Origin of the sequence: Paracoccus mutanolyticus (assembly GCF_003285265.1) — a bacterium.
GTDB classification, from domain to species: Bacteria; Pseudomonadota; Alphaproteobacteria; order Rhodobacterales; family Rhodobacteraceae; genus Paracoccus; species Paracoccus yeei.
The window spans coordinates 2,194,676-2,215,820 of sequence record NZ_CP030239.1; the positions used below are offsets into that span (position 1 = coordinate 2,194,676).

9 protein-coding genes and 5 pseudogenes are annotated in these 21,145 nt (G+C 68.2%); 9 read left to right on the forward strand and 5 right to left on the reverse strand.

Translation table 11 applies throughout. The features are described from left to right. The first annotated feature begins 424 nt into the window (after window positions 1-424). From mraZ to murD, 8 genes and pseudogenes are all read left to right on the forward strand, one after another. Window positions 425-895 (forward strand): division/cell wall cluster transcriptional repressor MraZ, encoded by a 471-nt coding sequence (gene mraZ / locus DPM13_RS11860; protein WP_233577693.1) that lies wholly within the window; start codon window positions 425-427, stop codon window positions 893-895. Further along, window positions 896-1,867, forward strand: coding sequence for a 16S rRNA (cytosine(1402)-N(4))-methyltransferase RsmH (gene rsmH, locus DPM13_RS11865; protein ID WP_080621830.1), 972 nt, complete (start codon window positions 896-898; stop codon window positions 1,865-1,867). After that, window positions 1,867-2,250 carry a cell division protein FtsL gene (gene ftsL, locus DPM13_RS11870; RefSeq protein ID WP_080621831.1) on the forward strand — a complete coding sequence of 128 codons (384 nt, stop codon included), beginning with the start codon at window positions 1,867-1,869 and terminating at the stop codon, window positions 2,248-2,250. Before rsmH ends, ftsL begins: the two co-directional genes overlap by 1 nt. Beyond that, complete coding sequence (locus DPM13_RS11875) at window positions 2,247-4,052, forward strand: peptidoglycan D,D-transpeptidase FtsI family protein (RefSeq protein WP_080621832.1); 1,806 nt, start codon at window positions 2,247-2,249, stop codon at window positions 4,050-4,052. Before ftsL ends, DPM13_RS11875 begins: the two co-directional genes overlap by 4 nt. A gap of 29 nt (window positions 4,053-4,081) precedes the next feature. Further along, window positions 4,082-5,550 (forward strand): annotated as a pseudogene (locus DPM13_RS11880) (UDP-N-acetylmuramoyl-L-alanyl-D-glutamate--2,6-diaminopimelate ligase). Continuing rightward, window positions 5,547-6,920 (forward strand): annotated as a pseudogene (locus tag DPM13_RS27050) (UDP-N-acetylmuramoyl-tripeptide--D-alanyl-D-alanine ligase). Before DPM13_RS11880 ends, DPM13_RS27050 begins: the two co-directional pseudogenes overlap by 4 nt. Continuing rightward, window positions 6,920-8,002 carry a phospho-N-acetylmuramoyl-pentapeptide-transferase gene (gene mraY, locus DPM13_RS11890; protein ID WP_080621835.1) on the forward strand — a complete coding sequence of 361 codons (1,083 nt, stop codon included), beginning with the start codon at window positions 6,920-6,922 and terminating at the stop codon, window positions 8,000-8,002. Before DPM13_RS27050 ends, mraY begins: the two are co-directional and overlap by 1 nt. Before the next feature lie 78 nt (window positions 8,003-8,080). Next, the gene (gene murD, locus DPM13_RS11895) at window positions 8,081-9,481 is read left to right on the forward strand and encodes a UDP-N-acetylmuramoyl-L-alanine--D-glutamate ligase (RefSeq protein WP_112888083.1); all 1,401 of its coding nucleotides are present in this window, start codon (window positions 8,081-8,083) and stop codon (window positions 9,479-9,481) included. Between the two features lie 133 nt (window positions 9,482-9,614). Here the strand turns inward: murD and DPM13_RS11900 are convergent. The 5 genes and pseudogenes from DPM13_RS11900 to glgB form a co-directional block, all read right to left on the reverse strand. Beyond that, window positions 9,615-12,012 (reverse strand): annotated as a pseudogene (locus tag DPM13_RS11900) (glycogen/starch/alpha-glucan phosphorylase). 191 nt (window positions 12,013-12,203) lie between these two features. Next, window positions 12,204-14,275 (reverse strand): annotated as a pseudogene (gene glgX, locus DPM13_RS11905) (glycogen debranching protein GlgX). After that, the gene (glgA, locus tag DPM13_RS11910; protein WP_112888084.1) at window positions 14,272-15,702 is read right to left on the reverse strand and encodes a glycogen synthase GlgA; all 1,431 of its coding nucleotides are present in this window, start codon (window positions 15,700-15,702) and stop codon (window positions 14,272-14,274) included. The pseudogene glgX and the gene glgA overlap by 4 nt, the downstream one beginning before the upstream one ends. An 88-nt stretch (window positions 15,703-15,790) precedes the next feature. Further along, a complete protein-coding gene (gene glgC, locus DPM13_RS11915; protein ID WP_112888085.1) occupies window positions 15,791-17,050 on the reverse strand; it encodes a glucose-1-phosphate adenylyltransferase in 1,260 nt (419 codons plus the stop codon). A 25-nt stretch (window positions 17,051-17,075) separates the two neighbouring features. Continuing rightward, on the reverse strand, window positions 17,076-19,247 hold the full coding sequence (gene glgB, locus DPM13_RS11920; RefSeq protein WP_112888086.1) for a 1,4-alpha-glucan branching protein GlgB: 2,172 nt from the start codon (window positions 19,245-19,247) through the stop codon (window positions 17,076-17,078). 140 nt (window positions 19,248-19,387) lie between these two features. Between glgB and DPM13_RS11925 the strand changes: the two are divergent. Continuing rightward, window positions 19,388-20,988: pseudogene (locus DPM13_RS11925) on the forward strand (alpha-glucosidase family protein). The last annotated feature ends 157 nt before the right edge of the window (window positions 20,989-21,145 follow it).

Here is a 21,145-nt window from a genome sequence, read left to right on the forward strand (position 1 = left end):
AATAACTTCCATCAGTTAATGTTTGCTAGCGAAATGTTTCTCCTGTGTTCACGCGCGAAAGGCCGCCTGCGTCCCAGGGCTGCGCCAACAAACCCATTGCGTCCCATGAATTCCCATGCCATCCCTTTGCTCACGGAAACGGGCTCAGGGGACGACAAGATCCCAAGGCGACAAGCAGGCTTCATACAGGCACCCGCTTTCCGAAAAATGCTTCTGTTCCGCGTGAGCAGCACCCCCCAGGTGGCGCGGAAACAGGGCCAATGATCCCCGAAACACGGGGCCCAGAAATGGGAACGAGGGCGGCGGATCGGGCAGTGGCAGCAGCCCGATCCGCCCTTTCCTTTTCGGAGAACCGAAAAGGTCGGGACAGTGGAAGGAGAGCGGGCCGTTGGCACGCCGGTTCAGAGGGTCGGAAGAGGTCAAGGTGGACGCGAAGGGTCGCGTTTCCATCCCTGCCAAGTTCCGCCGCGTCTTTGAATCCTGCGATCCCGACTGGGACACCGGCAAGCGCGCGCAACTGGTCATCGTCTACGGCACGCGCGACTGGAACTATCTGCAACTGTTCACCATGACCGCCATGGAAGAGATCGAGGACGGCATCTCGCGCATGCCGCGCGGCAGCGCCGCCCGCAACCTTCTGGAAAACATATACCAGGGCCATGCCGACGAGGCCGAGATCGACGGCGACGGCCGTCTGGTCCTGCCCCAGAAACTGCGGGAAAAGATCGGTCTCACAGACAGCGCCTTCTTCATTTCGGCGGGCGACAGCCTCAAGGTCTGGAACCCGGCCGCCTATGCGGATGAGGAACGCCGGCTTGAGGAACTGGTTCCCGAGTTCGAGCCGGGCGCCGATCCCCTGTCGCTGCTGACCCCTTCGGGCGGAGCCGAGGTCTGAATGGCGGCCGCGTCCGATCCCCATGTTCCCGTCCTGCTGGGCCCGCTGCTGCGGGCCGTCGCGCCTGTCGCGGGCGTCTGGGTGGACGGCACCTTCGGCGCGGGCGGCTATGCCCGGGGTCTGCTGGCGCAAGGCGCGCAGCGCGTCATCGGCATCGACCGCGATCCCAGCGTGTTCCGCATGGCGCGGGACTGGGCCGGAGAGTATGGCGACCGCCTGCGGCTGACCGAGGGGACCTTTTCCGACCTCGACCGCCTGGCCGGAGAGCCGGTCGACGGCGTGGTGCTGGACCTGGGCGTCAGCTCGATGCAGCTGGACCAGGCCGAGCGCGGCTTTTCCTTTCTGCGCGACGGGCCGCTCGACATGCGCATGGGTGGCGACGGTCCGACCGCCGCCGACCTGCTGAACAGTGCCCCCGAGGCGGTCATCGCCGACGTGCTGTATCTGTATGGCGAGGAGCGGGCCTCGCGCCGCATCGCGCGCGCCATCGTCGCCGCGCGCCCGCTGACCCGCACCGGCCAGTTGTCGGACATCGTCGCCGGCTGCCTGCCGCGCCCCAAGCCGGGGCAAAGCCACCCCTCGACCCGCGCCTTCCAGGCAATCCGCATCTGGGTCAATGACGAATTCGGTCAGCTGGTCGCGGGGCTTGCCGCCGCCGAACGCGCGCTGCGCCCGGGCGGCAAGCTGGCGGTCGTCAGCTTCCATTCGCTCGAGGATCGGATCGTCAAGCGCTTCATGCAGGCGCGCTCGAACAGCGCGGGCGGCGGCAGCCGCTATGCCCCCGAGGTCGAGCAGGACCAGCCCGCCTTCACGCTGCCCTTCCGCCGGGCGATCGGGCCGGACGATCAGGAACTGGCGGCGAACCCCCGGGCGCGCTCGGCCCTGCTGCGCGTCGGCATCCGCACCGATGCGCCGGCCGGCCGGGTCGATCCGCAGGCCCTGGGCCTGCCCCGGCTGGACAGGGGGGCGTGATGCGGTCCGTCCTGTACCTGCTGACGACGCTTGCCGTCATGGCCCTGGCCTTCTGGGCCTATCGCGAGAATTACCGCACCCAGGCCGCCCTGTCCGAGATGACCGCCGTGCAGCGCCAGATCGCCAACCTGCGCGAGGATCTGGGCGTCCTGCGCGCCGAATGGGCCTTTCTGAACCGGCCCGAGCGGCTGCGCGAACTGGTCAACCTGAACTTCGACAAGCTGCGGCTGGTGCCGTTCGGTGCAGACCAGTTCGTGGACGTGGGACAGGTCGCCTTTCCGCCGCCCCGCGCCGCCGCCGCCGCCGGGTTTGACCCGGCCAATCCGCCCATCGAACGCCCGGCGGGCTTTCCGCCGCTCAGACCACAGGAGACGACGCCATGATCCGCACCCCGCTGCGCCCGCTGGCCCGCATTCTTCGCGCGCGTGAGAAGGGCGAGAATCCCGATGCCATCGAGGCCGAGAACCGCGCCCAGCGGCATGCCCAGATCCAGGAACGCGCGCGCGGCCATGCCCAGCGTCGGCTGCTGTTCATGTCCTGCGCCTTTGCGGCGGCCTTCGCGGTGGTGGGCGTGCGCATGGGCGCCATGGCCGCCAGCCAGCCGGTCGAGCCGCGCGCCCAGATCAGCCGCGCCCAGATCATCTCGCAGCGCGCCGACATCACCGACCGCGAAGGACGGGTGCTGGCGACGAACCTGCTGACCCATTCGCTTTATGCCCATCCCCGCCAGATGGTGGACCCCAAGGGCGCGGCCCAGAAGCTGGCGGCGATCTTTCCCGACCTGGACGTCGAGCGGCTGACGGCCGATTTCACCGGCAAGCGCAGCTTCCTGTGGATCAAGAAAAAGATCAGCCCCGAACAGATGCAGGCCGTCCATGACATCGGAGAGCCCGGCCTGCTGTTCGGCCCGCGCGAGATGCGGCTTTACCCCAACGGCCAGATCGCCAGCCACATCCTGGGCGGCGCCACCTTTGGCCGCGAGGATGTCGCCAGCGCCGAGGTGGTGGGTGTCGCGGGCGTCGAGAAGGCCTTCGACCGCTGGCTGCGCGATCCCGCGAACGACGGCGCGCCCCTGACCCTGTCGCTGGACCTGAGCGTTCAGGCCGCGATGGAGGAGGTGCTGTCGAACGGCATGAAGGTGATGAACGCCAAGGGCGCCACCGGCATACTGATGGAGGTCAAGACCGGCGAGATCCTGGCCATGGCCAGCCTGCCCGATTTCGACCCGAACGACCGGCCGCGGCCGCTGCTCAAGGGCGATCCCTCGGACAGCCCGCTGTTCAACCGCGCGGTGCAGGGGCAGTACGAGCTGGGCTCGACCTTCAAGATCTTCCCGGTGGCGCAGGCCATCGACCTGAAGCTGGTCAGCCCCAACACGCTGATCAACGCCAAGGCGCCGATGAAGATCGGCAAGTATCTGATCAACGAATTCCGCAACCACAACTATGGCACGCTGACCGTCACCGATGTCATCGTGAAATCCTCGAACGTGGGCACGGTGCGGGTTGCGCAGCTGCTGGGGCCCGAACGCCAGCGCGACTTTCTTGAAAAGCTCGGCTTCTTCGAGCCGACCCTGATCGAGATGAGCGAGGCGCCGACCGGCAAGCCTCTGGTGCCGAAACGCTGGCCGGCCGTGACCTCGGCCACCGTGGCCTTCGGCCATGGCCTTGCCGCAAGCCCGCTGCACCTGGCCGCCGCCTATGCCACCGTCGCCAACGGCGGCAAGCGGGTGACGCCCACCCTGATCCACGACCGCGTCCGGCGCGAGGGCGAACAGGTGCTGTCGCCCCAGGCCGCGCGTACCGCCGTGCAACTGCTGCGCCAGGTCGTCGTGCGCGGCAGCGGCCGCAGCGCCAATGTCGAGGGCTACGAGGTCGCGGGCAAGACGGGCACCGCCGACAAGCCGCGCCCCTCGGGCGGGTATTACGGCAACAAGGTGGTGTCGACCTTCGCCTCGGTCTTCCCGGCCAGCGACCCGAAATATGTGCTGGTCCTGTCGCTGGACGAGCCGACCTCGGTCGCGGGCGGGGGGGAAAGCCGCACCGCCGGCATGACCGCCGCGCCCGTCGCGGGCGAAACCATCCGCCGCGTCGCGCCGCTGCTGGGCCTGCGCCCGATCACCGACAAGCCCTTGCCGATGGTTGAACGGCCCGCCGGCGATGCGCTAAAGCTCGTCTCGAACTGAAAAACGGGGTTCGCGTGACTGACAGGGCGATGCGGCTGTCCCTTCTGGGGCTAAGGGGGGACAAGGGGCGCGACCCCGAGGTGACGGGAGTAGCCACCGACTCGCGGCAAGTCCGGCCGGGCCATCTGTTCGCGGCGCTGCCCGGATCGGTCGCGCATGGCGGCGAATTCATCCAGTATGCCCTGCGTCAGGGCGCGGCGGCGGTGCTGACCGACCGCCAGGGGGCCGAGATCGCGGCCGGCGTCCTGGCCGGCTCCGACGCGGCGCTGGTGGTGGCCGAGGCCCGCGCGCGGCGCTTTCCGGCGCCGCGGCCCTCTGGTTTGCCGGCCAGCCCGAGGTGATGGTCGGCGTCACGGGCACGTCGGGCAAGACTTCGGTCGCCAGCTTCACCCGCCAGATCTGGCAGGCGCTGGGGCACAAGGCAATCAGCCTGGGCACCATGGGCGTTCAGGGCGACTATCAGGCGAAGCTGGCCCATACCACGCCCGACCCCCTGACCCTGCACCGCATCCTGGCCGAGGCGGCAAGCGCCGGCGTCACCCATGCGGCAATGGAGGCAAGTTCGCACGGGCTGGACCAGCGCCGGCTGGACGGGGTGCGGCTGAAGGCCGGGGCGTTCACGAACTTCAGCCAGGACCACCTGGACTATCACAAGGATTTCGACGCCTATTTCGCGGCCAAGGCGCTGTTGTTCAACCATGTCCTGGACGAAGGCGCGGCCGCCGTCATCAACATCGACGACCCGCGCGGCCGCGAGATGGCGCGCATCGCCCGCGACCGCGGCCTGGTGCTGACCACCATCGGCAAGGCCGAGGGCGCCGACCTGCGCATCCTGGGCCAGCGCTACGACGCGACGGGCCAGGATCTGCGGTTTTCCTGGCAGGGCCAGGCGCATCTGGTCCGGCTGGCGCTGATCGGCGGCTTCCAGGTGGAAAACGTGCTGGCGGCGGCCGGCCTGGCCATCGCGGCTGGCGATCCCGCCGAACGCGTGATCGAGGCGCTGCCCGGCCTGACCACCGTGCGCGGCCGCATGGAGCTGGCCGCCATGCGCGAAAACGGCGCGGCGGTGTTCGTCGACTACAGCCACAAGCCCGGCGCGCTGGCCTCGGCCCTGCAATCGCTGCGCCCGCATGTGATGGGCCGCATCATCGTGGTCTTTGGCGCAGGCGGCGACCGCGACCGGCTGAAGCGCCCCCTGATGGGCGAGGCGGCGCGGCAATTCGCCGATGTCGTCTACGTCACCGACGACAACCCCCGGACCGAGGACCCGGCCGCGATCCGCGCCGAGATCATGGCCGGCGCCGGTCCCGAAGCCCATGAGGTGCCCGACCGGGCCGAGGCGATCCTGCGCGGCGTGGATGCCCTGCAGCCAGGCGACGCGCTGCTGATCGCCGGCAAGGGCCACGAGACCGGCCAGATCATCGGCAGCGATGTCTATCCCTTTGACGACGCGGAGCAAGCCTCGGTCGCCGTCGCCGCGCTGGATGGCAAGATATGACGCTTTGGACCTCGACTGACGCCGCCGCGGCCACGGCCGGGCGGGCGACCCGCGATTTCGCCGTCTCTGGCGTTTCCATCGACACCCGCACGCTGCAGCCGGGCGACCTGTTCGTCGCCCTGCAGGCGGCCCGCGACGGGCATGACTTCGTGGCCCAAGCGCTGGACAAGGGCGCTGGCGCCGCCCTGGTCAGCCGCATCCCCGAGGGTGTCGCCCCCGACGCGCCCCTGCTGGTCGTCCCCGACGTTCTGGCTGCGCTGGAGGCGCTGGGTCGCGCCGGCCGCGCCCGCATGCGGGGCCGCGTCATCGCCATCACCGGCTCGGTCGGCAAGACCTCGACCAAGGAAATGGCCCGCATCGCGCTGGCTGGGCAGGGCGTGATCCACGCCGCCGAGGCCAGCTACAACAATCATTGGGGCGTGCCGCTGACCTTGGCGCGGATGCCAGCCGACACCGATTTCGCCATCGTCGAGACGGTATGAACCCGTCCTGCGAAAGCTAGCCCAGGCACGCCTGGAAAGCTAAGCAGGCCAGCCATGATCACCAGGAGGCCGCCGCCCATCTGAAGAGCTCGGCCACGCAGGAATTGTGGCTGCAGCGGGTGGAGGACTATTTCGCTGACCGCCCACTCGCCAAGCTTCCGAAGGCCTGCGCGTCAGCAACTGTTGCGCGACTGCGCCGATGCGGCGGGGGCCATCGTCATCGGCTTCGGCCAGCACGGCATGGCACGGCCCGTCACCGCCGAGACGACCGACGGCGCCACCCGCGTCCGCGCCCGTGTGCTGGGCGAGACGGTGGATTTCACCCTGGCGACCGCCGGCACGCATTTCGTGATGAACGCGGTCGGGATTCTTGCCGCGCTGTCGGCCGCCGGGGCAGACGTGGCCCAGGCGGCGCGCGGCTTGTCCGACTGGCGCCCGCCCCTGGGGCGCGGCGCGGTCGAGGATCTGGGCGGCATCCGGCTGATCGACGACGCGTATAATTCGAACCCCACCTCGCTTGCGGCCGGTCTTGCGACGCTCGCGCGGCTGACCGGCGGGCGCCGCGTCGCCATCCTGGGCGACATGCTGGAACTCGGCCCGGACGAGGCCGCGATGCACGCCGGCATGGCCCAGGACCCGGCGATGGCCCAGGTCGATCTGGTCCACACCGCCGGTCCCCGGATGCGCGCCCTGCACCAGGCGCTGCCGGCCAGCCGGCGCGGCATCCACGCCGACAGCGCCGCCGCGCTTGCGGACCGGGTCGGCGACCTGGTCGCCCCGGGCGATATCGTGCTTGTGAAAGGCTCCAAGGGATCGCGCGTCTCGACCGTGGTTGACGCGCTGCGGCGGACGGGCCAAAGCACGGCGCCTGGCGAAAGGAATGCCTAATGCTCTACTGGCTCACGTCGCTCTCTGACGGCGGCGATTTCTTCAACCTGTTCCGCTACATCACCTTCCGCGCCGGGGGAGCCTTCTTCACCGCGCTGATCTTTGGCTTCTTCTTCGGCCGGCCGTTGATCGACCTGTTGCGCCGCAAGCAGAAAAAGGGCCAGCCGATCCGCGACGACGGGCCGCAGAACCATTTCTCCAAGGCCGGCACGCCGACCATGGGCGGGCTGCTGATCCTGGCCGCGCTGACCATCGGCACGACTCTCTGGGCGCGGCTCGACAACGGCTATGTCTGGATCGTGCTTCTCGTCACGCTGGGCTTTGCCGCCATCGGCTTTGCCGACGACTACGCCAAGGTCACCAAGCAGCACCACGCCGGCCTCTCGGGCCGGGTGCGGCTGCTGATCGGGCTCTGCATCGCGGCGCTTGCCGGGGCGGCGGCCGCCTGGCTGCACCCCGACGCGCTGTCGGGCCAGCTGGCGCTGCCCTTCTTCAAGGACGCGCTGATCAACCTGTCGATCCTCTATGTCCCCTTTGCGGTCCTGGTGATCCTCGGCGCGGCCAATGCGGTCAACCTGACGGACGGGCTGGACGGGCTGGCCATCATGCCGGTCATGATCGCCGCCGCCACCTTTGCCGTCATCGCCTATATGGTCGGCAACGCCAATTTCGCGAATTACCTCGGTGTCCACTTCGTCCCCGGCACCGGCGAGCTTGCGGTCTTCGTCGCGGCGCTGATCGGCGGCGGCCTGGGCTTTCTGTGGTACAACGCCCCCCCGGCGGCGGTCTTCATGGGCGACACCGGCAGCCTGGCGCTTGGCGGCGCGCTGGGCGCCATCGCCGTCGTCACCAAGCATGAAATCGTGCTGGCCATCGTCGGCGGCCTCTTCGTGGTCGAGGCGCTTTCGGTCATCATCCAGGTCCTCTACTTCAAGCGCACCGGCAAGCGCGTCTTCCTGATGGCACCCATCCACCACCATTTCGAGAAGAAGGGCTGGGGCGAGGCGCAGATCGTCATCCGCTTCTGGATTATCGCGCTGATCCTGGCGCTGATCGGGCTCGCGACGCTCAAGCTGCGCTGATCCTTCACCGTTTGACAAATACCCTCGGGGGGTCCGGGGGGCGAAGCGCCCCCGGCCTTCCAAACCCAAGGAAGCACCATGATCCCGGTTCAAGGCGTCCAGAACCAGACCATCGCCGTCCTCGGCCTCGGCCGCTCGGGCCGGGCCACAGTGGCGGCGCTCGTCGCCGGGGGCGCTCGGGTCGTGGTCTGGGACGATGGCGCGGACACCCGCGCGCAGGCGGAACAGGACGGCATGACCGTCCTCGACCTGACCCGCGAGGCGCACTGGGACGGCATCGACGCGCTGATCACCAGCCCCGGCATCCCGCACCTTTACCCCAGACCGCATCCCGTCATCGCCTGCGCCTATGACATCGGCGTGCCGGTCGACAACGACATCGGGCTGTTCTTTCGCAGCTTCGCCACCCAGGGCTGGGACGCCTTCGACACCCCGCCGCGCGTCATCGCCGTCACCGGCTCGAACGGCAAGTCGACCACCACCGCGCTGATCCACCACATCCTGCAGGAAGCCGGCCGGCCCACACAGATGGGCGGCAACATCGGCACCGGCGTCCTGTCGCTTGATCCGCCCCATGACGGCGAGGTGATCGTCTTGGAACTGTCCAGCTACCAGACCGACCTGGCGCGCGCCCTGACGCCCGACGTGGCGGTCTTCACGAACCTCTCGCCCGACCATCTTGACCGCCACGGCGGGCCGGGGGGCTATTTTGCCGCCAAGCGCCGGCTGTTCGCCGAGGGCGGCCCCGACCGCGCCGTGATCGGCGTCGACGAGGTCGAGGGCCGCTCCCTCGCCGGCCAGCTTGGCATGGGCCCCTCGGACGACCGGGTGATCCGCATCTCCTCGGGGCAAAAGCTGGAACGTTTCGGCTGGGCGGTCTTTGCCCGCAAGGGCTTCCTCGCCGAATGGCGCAAGAGCCGCCAGGTCGCCGCGATCGACCTGCGCGAGATCGCCGGCCTGCCGGGCGAACACAACCACCAGAACGCCTGCGCCGCCTATGCCGCGACCCGCGCCATCGGCATCGCCCCGCGCGAGATCGAGCGCGCCTTCCACAGCTTCCAGGGCCTGCCGCACCGCAGCCAGCGCGTGGCCGAGATCAACGGCGTTGCCTGGGTCAACGACAGCAAGGCCACCAATGTGGACGCAGCCGCCAAGGCGCTGACGGCGTTCAGAAACATCCGCTGGATCGCCGGCGGCATGGGCAAGGATGGCGGGATCGAGGCGCTGACCCCCTTCCTCGGCGCGGTGGTCAAGGCCTATCTGATCGGCCATTCCGGCCGCGACTTCGCCCTGCAACTGGGCCAGACCCCGCACGAGGTGCTGGAAACGATGGACCAGGCCGTCGCCCGCGCGGCGGCCGAGGCCCAGCCCGGCGAAACCGTCCTGCTGGCGCCCGCCGCTGCCAGCTTCGATCAATACCCGAACTTCGAAAAGCGCGGCGAGCATTTCACCGCGCTGGTCCGCGCGCTGCAGGGCTGACGACCGCCGGCACGAGCGCCTGCGCCCCTGGCGTCCGTCAGGCCGGATGCGCGCGCCGGTCCTTAGCGACTCCATGCCTCCTCGGACTGAGCCATGCGAACGCCCGCGCCGCGGTCCGAAAGGCGCACCGCCGCTAGCGGATCAGCGATTCGACCGCCAGATTCCCGATATAGCCCAGGATCGTGCGGTCGGATGAGAAATAGCCCGACCGCGCGATGTTCAGCGTGGCCATCCGGTCCCAGTCCTCGCGGTCGCGATAGGCGGCGTCCACCCGGCGCTGGCAGGCGAAGTATCGCGAAATCCGAAGCCACCAGGAACGGGTCGTCGTTCCAGGTCCGGTCCAGCAGGGTGAAGTAATGCTCGGGCCGCCCGAACCTTCCCTCGGCGATCAGCTGCAGGGCGATCTTCATGTCCTCGCTTTTCTCGATCGCGGCGCGGCCGTGGCCGGGGCGGGCCTTTTCGGCAGCAGCCTCCTCGGCGGTCAGGCCGAACAGGAAGAAGTTCTCGGGCCCGACCAGGTCGCGGATTTCCACATTGGCCCCGTCGAGCGTGCCGATGGTCAGCGCCCCGTTCATCGTGAACTTCATGTTGCCGGTGCCCGAGGCCTCTTTCCCCGCGGTCGAGATCTGTTCGGACAGGTCCGCCGCCGGGATCAGCTTTTCCGCCATCGAGACGTTGTAGTTCGGCGGATAGGCGATCTGCAGGTATTTCGCCGTCACTGGGTCCTGGTTGATCGTGGCCGCCACGTCGTTGATCAGGTGGATGACCGATTTCGCCATCCAGTAGCCCGGTGCCGCCTTGCCGCCGAAGATCTTCAGCCGGGGCATCCAGTCGCCGTTCGGTTCCTCATGGATGCGGTGCCACAGCGCGATGGCCTCCAGGATGTTCAGAAGCTGGCGCTTGTATTCGTGCATCCGCTTGACCTGCACGTCGAAGATCGCATCCGGGTCGGCCTTGATGCCCAGGCGCGCCAGCAGCCCGTTCGACAGCGCCACCTTGTTCTGGCGCTTGGCGGCGCGCAGCTTGTCGCGAAAGCCCGCGTCCGTGGCATAGGGCGCCAGCATCGCCAGCTGGTCCAGATCGCCCGTCCAGCCGGTGCCGATGGTCTGGTCCAGCAGCCCCGCCAGCGGCGGGTTCGCCAGCCGCAGCCAGCGGCGGGGGGTGACGCCGTTGGTCTCGTTCACGATCCGCTCGGGGTGCAGGCGGTGCAGGTCGGCAAAGACGGTCGAGCGCACCAGGTCCGTGTGCAGCGCCGAGACGCCGTTCACCTTGCCCGCCATGATGAAGGCCAGTTCGCCCATCAGCACCTGGTCGTTCTGGACGATGCCGACATGCGAGGGGCGCGCCGTGTTGGCGCGATGCTCGGCGTCGATCATCTCGATGATCTGCAGGTGGCGCGGCAGCACATGGCCCATCAGCCAGGTCGACCAGCGCTCCAGCGCCTCGGGCAGCAGGGTGTGGTTGGTATAGTTCAGCGTCCGCCGCGCCAGGGCCAGCGCCTCGGGAAAGCCGAAGCCGTGTTCGTCCATCAAAAGCCGGATCAGTTCCGGCCCGGCGATGGCGGGGTGGGTGTCGTTCAACTGGATCGCCACCTTGTCGGGCAGGCTGGCCAGATCCTCTCCGTGTTCGGCGACAAAGCGGCGCAGGATGTCTTGAAGCGCGGCCGAGGTCAGGAAATATTCCTGCTTCAGCCGCAGCTCCTTGCCGCTTTCGGTGGTGTCGTCGGGGTAAAGGACGCGCGACAGGGTGCGGGCCAGCGCCTCGGGCTTGGCGGCCTCGGTGTGGTCGCCCGCGTTGAAGCGGTGCAGGTCGAACAGATGCGTGGGCTGCGCCCCCCACAGCCGCAGCGTGTTCGCCCATTCGCCCTTCCAGCCGATCACCGGCGTGTCATAGGCCCGCGCGATCACGCTTTCGCCCGGGCGCCACAGGCTTTGGCCGTCGACCGTTTCGACATGGCCCTTGAAGCCGATGGTATAGCTGTAGTCGATGCGCACGAATTCCCAGGGGTGGGGCTGGTTCAGCCAGTCCTCGGGCGCCTCGACCTGCTGGCCGCCCTCGAAGCGCTGCGAAAACAGCCCGTGCTCATAGCGGATGCCGTAGCCATAGGCCGGCACTCCGAGGCTTGAGAGCGATTCCATGAAACAGGCCGCCAGCCGCCCAAGCCCCCCGTTCCCCAGGGCGGCATCGGGCTCGTCCTCGAGGATCGCCTGCTTGTCGAGCCCGAGGGACGCCAACGCCTCGTCCATCTGGCGGTCGAGGCCCAGATTGATGATCGCGTCGCCCAGGATGCGGCCGATCAGGAACTCCATCGACAGGTAATAGACCCGCTTGGCCTTTTGATCGCGCGAGGCGCGGTGCCCCGCCACCCAAGGCGTCACGATCAGGTCGCGGATCGTATAGCTGACCGCCAGGCGCCAGTCGAAGATGGTGGCGAATTCCGGGCCGCGGCCCTGGGTGTGGGTCAGGTGGTGCAGGATCTGGTCGGTCAGCATCTGCGCCGAAGGCAGCGGGGTCGGGTCTGAGGTCATCATGGCTGGAACTCTGAGGATGGGGGCGGGGCGGAGGGGCGCGGTTTCGTCATTCCCGGTGGTGCCGGGATTTGGCAGGCTTGGAAAGGCGGGGCATGGCTGGCGGCCCCGGGCGGCGGGGCGGAGCCCGGCGCCTGCCCGGATTTTCGCTCTCCTGCCCAGCGATCGGGCGGGGCGGGCGACGGATGGGGGGATCAGCTTTCGGACAGGACAAAGACCACCACGCTTTCCGGGGGAATGGTTTCGATGCGGGTTGCGGCGCGGTCCAGCACGCCGTCCTGGCTGGTGTCGAACTGGCGCCGCCAGGCGCCGCGGGTGGCCGTGGCGGGCAGGTGCACGCGGGTTTCGGGGCCGGCGTTCAGGACCAGAAACACGGCGCCGCGCAGCGCGGCATAGGCGGGCGTCCCCGAGGCCATGCGCATCTCGGCCGCGACCAGGCGCAGTTGGGGGTCGGTCCAGTCGCGCTCCTGCATGGCCTGGCCGTCGGCGCGGCGCCAGAACAGGTCGGGGATGCCGTCCTGTTCGCGCGGCTGGCTGTGCAGGAAGCGTTTCTGCCGCAGGATCGGATGGGCCTTGCGAAAGACGATCAGCCGGCGACAGAAATCCGGGAACCCGGCGTCTGCCGCGTCCCAGTCGATCCAGCAGATGGGTTGTCCTGGCAATAGGCGTTGTTGTTGCCGCCCTGGGAATTGCCCAGCTCGTCCCCCGCAAGGATCATCGGCGTGCCCTGGGACAGAAGCATCGTGGCCATCAGGTTGCGGCGGCGGCGCGCGCGGCGGGCCAGGATCGCCGGGTCCTCGGTCGGACCCTCGACCCCGCAATTGTCGGACAGGTTGTGGTCGTGGCCGTCCCGGTTGCCCTCAAGGTTGGCGTCATTGTGCTTGCGGCTGTAGCTGACCGTATCCATCAGCGTGAAGCCGTCATGGGCCGAGATGAAGTTGACCGAACTGGTCGCCGCCCGCCCGTCGTGATCGAAGCGCGCGGCCGAGCCCGCGATACGCTTGGCATCATGCCGACCAGTCCTGGGTCGCCCCGCCAGAAGCCCCGCACCTGGTCGCGGAAATGGTCGTTCCATTCGGCGAAGGGGCGGGATAGGCGCCCAGCTGATAGCCCGCCGGGCCCAGGTCCCAGGGCTCGGCGATCAGCTTGATGCCGTTCAGCACCGGGTCCTGCCGGAGCGCTCGAAGAACGACCCGTCGCGTCGAACACGCCGCGCGACCGCCCGAGCGCCGAGCACAGGTCGAAGCGGAACCCGTCGACATGCATCACCTCGACCCAGTAGCGCAGGCTGTCCATGACCAGCCGCAGGGTGAAGGGACTGTCCAGGTTCAGCACATTGCCGGTGCCCGCGTCGTTGACGTAGAACCGCCGGTCGTCCTGCAGGCGGTAATAGGCGGCGTTGTCGAGACCGCGAAAGCACAGCGTGGGGCCAAGCTCGTTCCCTTCGGCGGTGTGGTTGTAGACCACGTCCAGGATCACCTCGATCCCGGCGCGGTGAAAGCGCGAGACCATCTGCTGGAACTCGGCGATGTCGCCGTCGCGCAGATAGCGCGGCTCGGGCGCGAAAAAGCCATAGGACATATAGCCCCAATAGTTGCGCAGCCGCCGTTCGACCAGGAAAGCGTCGTCGGCAAAGGCGTGGACGGGCAACAGCTCGATCGCGGTGATGCCCAGCCGGTTCAGGTGATCCAGGATCGGGTCCGAGGCGAGCGCCAGAAAGGTGCCGGCGTCGGGGATGTCGCTGCGGGCGGCGGTCATGCCCTTGACATGCGCCTCATAGATCACGGTGTCGATCATCGGGTGGCGCAGGGGCGCGTCCGCACCCCAGGAAAACGCTGGATCGACCACCACCGAACGCGGCACGAACGGCGCGCTGTCGCGCGGATCGAAGCTGAGATCGGCGGCCGGGTCGCGGGCGCGATAGCCCAGCAGCGCGTCGTGCTGGACCGGGCTGCCCGTCAGGCGCTTGGCATAGGGGTCGATCAGCAGCTTGTTGGGGTTGAAGCGGTGCCCCTGCGCGGGCACATAGGGCCCATCCACGCGATAGCCGTATTTCTGCCCCGGACGCAGCCCGGGGATATAGCCGTGCCAGACATGGCCGTCGCGTTCGGGCAGGTCCAGCCGGGTTCCCTGCCGGCGCGTCGAACAGGCACAGCTGGACGCGGCTGCCATGCTGGGAAAACAGCGCGAAATTGACCCCCGCGCCATCGAAGCTGGCGCCAAGCGGCGCCGGATGGCCTGCGGTGATGGTGGGGCTGCGGTTCATTCGGGGGCGATCAGCCTGTCGTAAAGCCGGGCGTAGGCCGCGGCCGACTGGTCCCAGCCGACGGGTTGCGCCATGGCGTTGCGCTGAATCCGGGACCACACCCTGGGCTGGCTGTAAAGCCTGCACAGGTTGGCCAGCGCATTGCGCAGCGCCTCTGCCGTCACCGGGGCAAATTGCAGCCCGGTTGCCACGCCGCGCGCCAGGGCGGCGGGCGAGGCGTTGATGACCGTGTCGGCCAGCCCCCCGGTCAGCGCGACCAGCGGCACGGTGCCATAGCGCAGCCCGTAAAGCTGGGTCAGGCCGCAGGGTTCGAACCGCGAGGGGACCAGGATCGCGTCGGCGCCCGCCATCATCCGGTGCGACAGCGCCTCGTCATAGCCGATGCGGACGGCGACGTTGGGCTGCTGCCAGGCCAGGTCGCGGAACGCATCCTCGAGCCAGCGCTCGCCCGAGCCCAGCAGCGCCAGCTGCCCGCCCCGTTCCAGAAGCACCGGCAACGCGTCGAGCACGAGGTCCAGCCCCTTCTGATGCGTCATGCGCGAGACGATGATGCACAGCGGGCCTTCGGCCGGGGGCAGGTCCAGTTCGTCCCGCAGCGCGGCCTTGTTCGCGCGCTTGCCCTGGGGCTGCGCATAGGGCTGGATCAGCGGGTCGGCGGCCGGATCCCAGGCCTGGGCGTCGATGCCGTTCAGGATGCCCGTCAGGCTGCCCCGGCGGGCGCGCATCATCCCGTCCATGCCCATGCCGAATTCGGGCGTCATCAGCTCCTCGGCGTAGCGCGGCGAGACGGTGGTCAGCACGTCCGCGCCGACAAGCCCCGCCTTGAGCGCCGAGACCTGGCCCCAGAACTCGTATCCGCCCGGGTGAAAGCGCCAGGGGTCCAGCCGCAGCGACGGGATGCGCTCGGGGCCGGTCGCGCCGTGAAAGGCGATGTTGTGGATGGTCAGCACGCTGCGCACGTCCCGCGTGCCCATGTAGGACAGGTATTCGGTCATGAACCCGGCCTGCCAGTCGTGCCCGTGCAGGACCTGGGGCCGCCAGTCCCCGGCCCCATGGGTCGCCACATGGGCCGCGACCCAGGACAGCGCGGCGAAGCGTTCGGGATTGTCGGGCCAGTCCTGGCCGCTGGGCGCCAGATAGGGCCCGCCGGCCCGGTCGTAAAGGTGCGGCGCCTCGATCGCCAGCAGGTCGAGGCCCGCCGCCGTACCCGCCAGCAACCGTCCCGGTTCCCCGAACAGGTCGTCGAAATCGGCCACCGGCTCGGCCCCGGACAGGGCGGTCATCACCGCCGGATATCCGGGCAGCAGCGTGCGCATCCGCACGCCTTCGGCCGCCAGCGCCGCGGGCAGGGCGCCTGCCACATCGGCAAGCCCCCCCGTCTTGATCAGGGGTGCGCATTCCGAGGCGACCGAAAGAACCTGCGTCATGAGAAACCCCTTTGTTGAAACAGCGACCCGACGCGTCAGAGCAAAGCGCAGAAAGATGAATTCACGGTAAACGGCGATGCGCCGCCGGTTACAACTCTGCGGCGCGCCGGTCCAGCATGTCCTGGGTGATCAGCACGATGCCGCGTTCCGTGACGCGGAACCACTTGGCGTCTTCGGCCGGGTCCTCGCCCACGACCAGGCCTTCGGGAATGACGACGCCGCGGTCGATCACCACGTTGCGCAGGTGCGCGCTGCGGTGGACCGTCACATAGGGCAGCACCACCGCGTGATCCAGCACCGCATAGCTGTTGGTGTGGACCTGCGTGAACAACAGCGAATTGCGGATCTCGGTCCCCGAGACGATGCAGCCCCCCGACACCATGGACGAGATCGCCACCCCGCGCCGGCCCTTTTCGTCATGGATGAACTTGGCGGGGGGCGTCATCACCGCATTGGTCCAGATCGGCCAGTCGTGGTCCCACAGGTTCAGGTCGGGGGTAAAGTCGGTCAGGTCGATGTTGGCCTGCCAGAAGGCGTCGACCGTGCCCACGTCCTTCCAATAGGCGGGGCCGCCCTCGGCGCGCACGCAGGAGATGTCGAAGCGGTGCGCCATCGCCTTGCCGTTCCTGACGATGTCCGGGATCAGGTCGTTGCCGAAATCGTGGCTGGAGTTCGGGTCCTGGGCGTCCTGTAGCAACAGGTCGCGCAGATACGCCCAGTTGAAGACATAGATCCCCATCGAGGCCAGCGCATGGTCGGGATCGCCCGGCATGGCGGGCGGATCGGCCGGCTTTTCCAGGAACGAGGTGATGCGCCCGGTATCGTCCACGGCCATCACGCCAAAGGCCGTCGCCTCGAGCCGGGGGACAGTCAGGCAGCCGACGGTCACGTCCGCGCCGCTTTCGACATGCTCGCGCAGCATGATTTCGTAATCCATCTTGTAGATGTGATCGCCCGCCAGGATGACGATGTAATCCACGTCATAGCTGTCGACGATGTCGATGTTCTGGGTCACGGCGTCGGCGGTGCCGCGATACCAGTGTTCCTCGGACATGCGCTGACTGGCGGGCAGGATGTCCAGAAATTCGTTGCGTTCCGGGCGAAAGAAGTTCCAGCCCCGCTGGACGTGCCGGATCAGGCTGTGGGCCTTGTATTGCGTGGCGACCGCGATCTTGCGGATGCCCGAGTTCATCGCGTTCGACAGCGCGAAGTCGATGATCCGCGTCTTGCCGCCGAAATAGACGGCAGGCTTGACCCGCCGATCGGTCAGTTCGCGCAGGCGCGAGCCGCGCCCCCCGGCCAGCACGAAGGCCATGGCCCTGCGCGTCAGGCGTCGTTGTTCCACCATTGAAAGACCCTCCCTTGAACCCGGATCACCCTGTTTCCCCGGCCACCAGCACCACGACCGACAGCGGCGGCAGGGTCAGCGCGGCCGAGGCGGGCTGCCCGTCGAGCGGTCCGCCCTTTGCCTCGACACCGCCCAGGTTGCCCTGGCCGCTGCCGCCGTAAACGCTGGCGTCGGTGTTGATGGCCTCGCGCCAATGACCCGTGCGGGGCAGGCCGATGCGAAAGCCGTGGCGCGGCACCGGGGTCATGTTGCAGATGACCGCGGCCGGGGCATCGCCCGTGTCCCCCAGGCGCAGCCAGGCCAGGATCGACTGGTCGGGATCGTTCCGAAGCCAGGCAAAGCCCTCGGGGTCGGCGTCCCCGACGTGCAGCGCGGGCGTTTCGCGGTAAAGCCGGTTCAGGTCGCGCACCAGGTCGCTGAGGCCACGGTTCAGCGGCTTTTCGGCCGCCTGCCAGTTCAGCTCGCCATTGTGGTTCCATTCCTCGGGCTGGCCGAATTCGCAGCCCATGAAGATGAGCTTCTTGCCGGGATGGCACCACATGAAACCGTAATAGGCGCGCAGGTTCGCGAATTGCTGCCAGGCGTCGCCGGGCATCTTGCGCAGCATGCTGCCCTTGCCGTGGACCACCTCGTCATGGCTGATCGGCAGGATGAAATTCTCTGAAAACGCATAGACCATGCCGAAGGTCATCAGGTCGTGGTGGTATTTGCGGTAAATGGGCTCGCGCGCCATGTAGCGCAGCGTGTCGTTCATCCAGCCCATGTTCCACTTGTAGCCAAAGCCCAGGCCTCCGGTATCGACGGGGGCCGAGACCTTGGGAAAGCTGGTGCTTTCCTCGGCCACGGTCATGATGCCGGGCACCTCGCCATAGGTGGCGACGTTCATCTGCTGCAGAAAGGCGATCGCCTCGTAGTTCTCGCGGCCGCCGTCCTTGTTGGGCACCCATTCGCCGGCCCGGCGCGAATAGTCGCGATACAGCATCGACGCCACCGCATCCACCCGCAGTCCGTCGATGTGGTATTCCTTGAACCAGTACAGCGCATTGGCGATCAGGAAGTTCTGCACCTCGGTCCGGCCGTAGTTGTAGATCAAGGTGTTCCAGTCCTGGTGGAAGCCCTCGCGCGGGTCGGCATGTTCGTAAAGCGCGGTGCCGTCGAACCGCGCGAGCCCATGCGCGTCGGTCGGGAAATGCCCCGGCACCCAGTCCAGGATCACCCCCAGGCCCGCCCGGTGCGCCGCATCGACCAGGTCGCGGAATTCATGCGGGGGACCGAAGCGGATGGTGGGCGCGTAAAGCCCGACCGGCTGGTAGCCCCAGGACCCATCAAAGGGAAACTCGCTGACCGGCATCAGCTCGATATGGGTGAATCCCAGGTCGCGGACATAGGGGATCAGGTCGCGGGCCAGTTCCTTGTAGGACAGGAAGCGCCCGTCCTGGTCCAGCCGCCGCCGCCAGCTGCCCAGGTGCACCTCGTAGATGGACACCGGGGCGCGGCGGTCCTGCGCGGCGGCACGGCGCTCGATCCAGTCGCCGTCATGCCAGCCGTAACCGCGGATGTCGCGCACCACGCTGGCCTTTTGCGGCGGGTGCTGGCTGCCGAACCCGACCGGATCGGCCTTGAGGATCACGTCGCCCTGCGCATCCAGGATCTCGTATTTGTAAAGCGCGCCCTCGGCCAGGTCGGGCAGAAAGATCTCCCACACGCCACTGCCGCCCAGACGGCGCATCGGATGCATGCGCCCGTCCCAGCGGTTGAAGTCCCCCACGACCGAAACGCGCCGGGCATTCGGCGCCCAGACAGCGAAATGCGTTCCCGGAACGCCCTGATGGGTCGTCACATGCGCCCCCAAGGCGTCCCACAGGCGGCGGTGCGTGCCTTCGCCGATCAGGTGCAGGTCGATGTCGCCCAGGACCGGGCCGAATCGATAGGGGTCCTGGAACTGCCATTCGCGTCCGCTGCCTGCCCGTGCCTTCAGCACATAGTCCCCGGGCGGGATCGGGCCGCCGAACAGGTCGCCGCCCAGCCGGGGCAGGGGCGTCTCGGCCCCGTCCGTCACGGCCCAGAGGGCCGCCAGGTCGGGGTGGAACACCGTCAGCCACCGGCTGTCGCCACGATCATGGGGGCCCAGGATCTGGAAGGGTCGGTCGCAGCACCCCGATTGCAGTGCGGCCCGGTCGCTGTCCTTCAGTTGCAAGGCGGGGCTCCTCGTGCCGTTTCCATCACTCTAGCGCAGGTGCAGTTTCAGACAATCTCCGGTGCAACGTTTTACCGGCCTTTGCGGTTCAGGATCGGGCGTGGTTCAGTGAACCCGAATCCGGCGCAAAGGGGATCGGCATGCAGGAGTGGTGGCGCGACGCGGTGATCTATCAGATCTATCCGCGAAGCTTTCAGGACAGCAACGGCGACGGTATCGGGGACCTGCCCGGCATCACGCAACGGCTGGATCATGTGGCCGGGCTGGGGGCGGATGCGATCTGGCTGTCGCCGATCTTCACCTCGCCGATGAAGGACATGGGCTATGACGTGTCGGACTATACCGACATCGACCCGCTGTTCGGCACCCTGGCCGATTTCGACGCGCTGGTCGCGCGGGCCCACGAACTGGGGCTGAAGGTCATCATCGACCAGGTCATCAGCCACTCCAGCGACAAGCACCCGTGGTTCGTCGAAAGCCGGCGCGACCGCACCAACCCGCGCGCCGACTGGTATGTCTGGGCCGATCCCAAGCCCGACGGCACGCCGCCGAACAACTGGCCGTCGGTCTTCGGCGGCCCGGCCTGGGAATGGGAGCCGCGGCGGCGCCAGTATTACCTGCACAACTTCCTGATCGAGCAGCCCGACCTGAACCTGTGGAACCCCGAGGTGCAGGACGCGCTGCTGGCCGCCATGCGCTTCTGGCTGGAGCGCGGGGTGGACGGGTTCCGGCTGGATACGGTGAACTATTACTTCCACGACCGCCACCTGCGCGACAATCCCTTCAACCCCGACCATACGGCGCCGGACACCTATGGCTTCCAGATCCCGCTGTTTTCCAAGAACCAGCCGGAAAACCTGGCGTTCCTGCGGCGGCTGCGGGCCCAGACGGACGAATTCGACGGCCGCATGATGGTGGGCGAGGTCGGCGACGGCGGGCAGTCCGCGATCAACATCATGGCCGCCTATACCGAAGGCGCCGACCGGCTGCACATGTGCTATTCCTTCGAGATGCTCAGCCCCGACTTCACCGCCGGCCATTTCCGCAAGGTGATCGAGGGCGTGCGCGAAGGCGCGCCGCACGGCCACAGTTGCTGGAGCTTTTCCAACCACGACGTGATGCGCCATGTCACCCGCTGGGCGCCCCATGCCAAAAGCCCCGAGGCGCTGGCGCGCCAGGCCATCGCCATGCTTGCGTCCTTTCCCGGCACTGTCTGCCTGATCAGGGCGAGGAACTGGGCCAGACCCAGACGGAGCTGGTCTATGAGGAACTGACCGACCCGCCTGCGCTGCGCTTCTGGCCCGAGATCAAGGGCCGCGACGGCTGCCGCACTCCCATGGTCTGGGAGGCGGCCGCCGCGAACGCCGGCTTTTCGTCGGGCGCGCCCTGGTTGCCCGTCAAGCCCGAGCAGGCCGCCCGGGCGCTGGACGCCCAAGGCAACGACGGCGTGCTGGCCGCCTATCGCGCGACGCTGGCCTTCCGCAAGGGACAGCCCGCGCTGCGCTGGGGGGATGTGGCGTTCCTGGACCTGCCCGAGCCCATCCTGGCCTTTCGCCGGATGCTCGACGGGTCCGAGATCACCTGCGTCTTCAACCTGTCCAAGGAACCTGCCTCGCTGCGGGTCAAGGGCAAGCCCAGCCTGATCGGGCCGGGGTCCGGCAGGATCGCGGGCTCGGTCCTGTCGCTGCCTCCGAACGGCTTTGCCTGGCTGGCCGGCGCGGGGGTCGTGCTGTCGGCGTGATGGGAGCGCCTGTTCTTGCCCCGAGGACGCAAGGCAGGGCCACACGAGGGCAAGGGCTCTCGGCAGGACGGGCGTTACCGTAAGACCTGGGGCATGGACCAAGCATTCCCCGGCGGGGGATCTGGTCGTCCCGGCGTGTGGCGGCCTTGGCGGATGA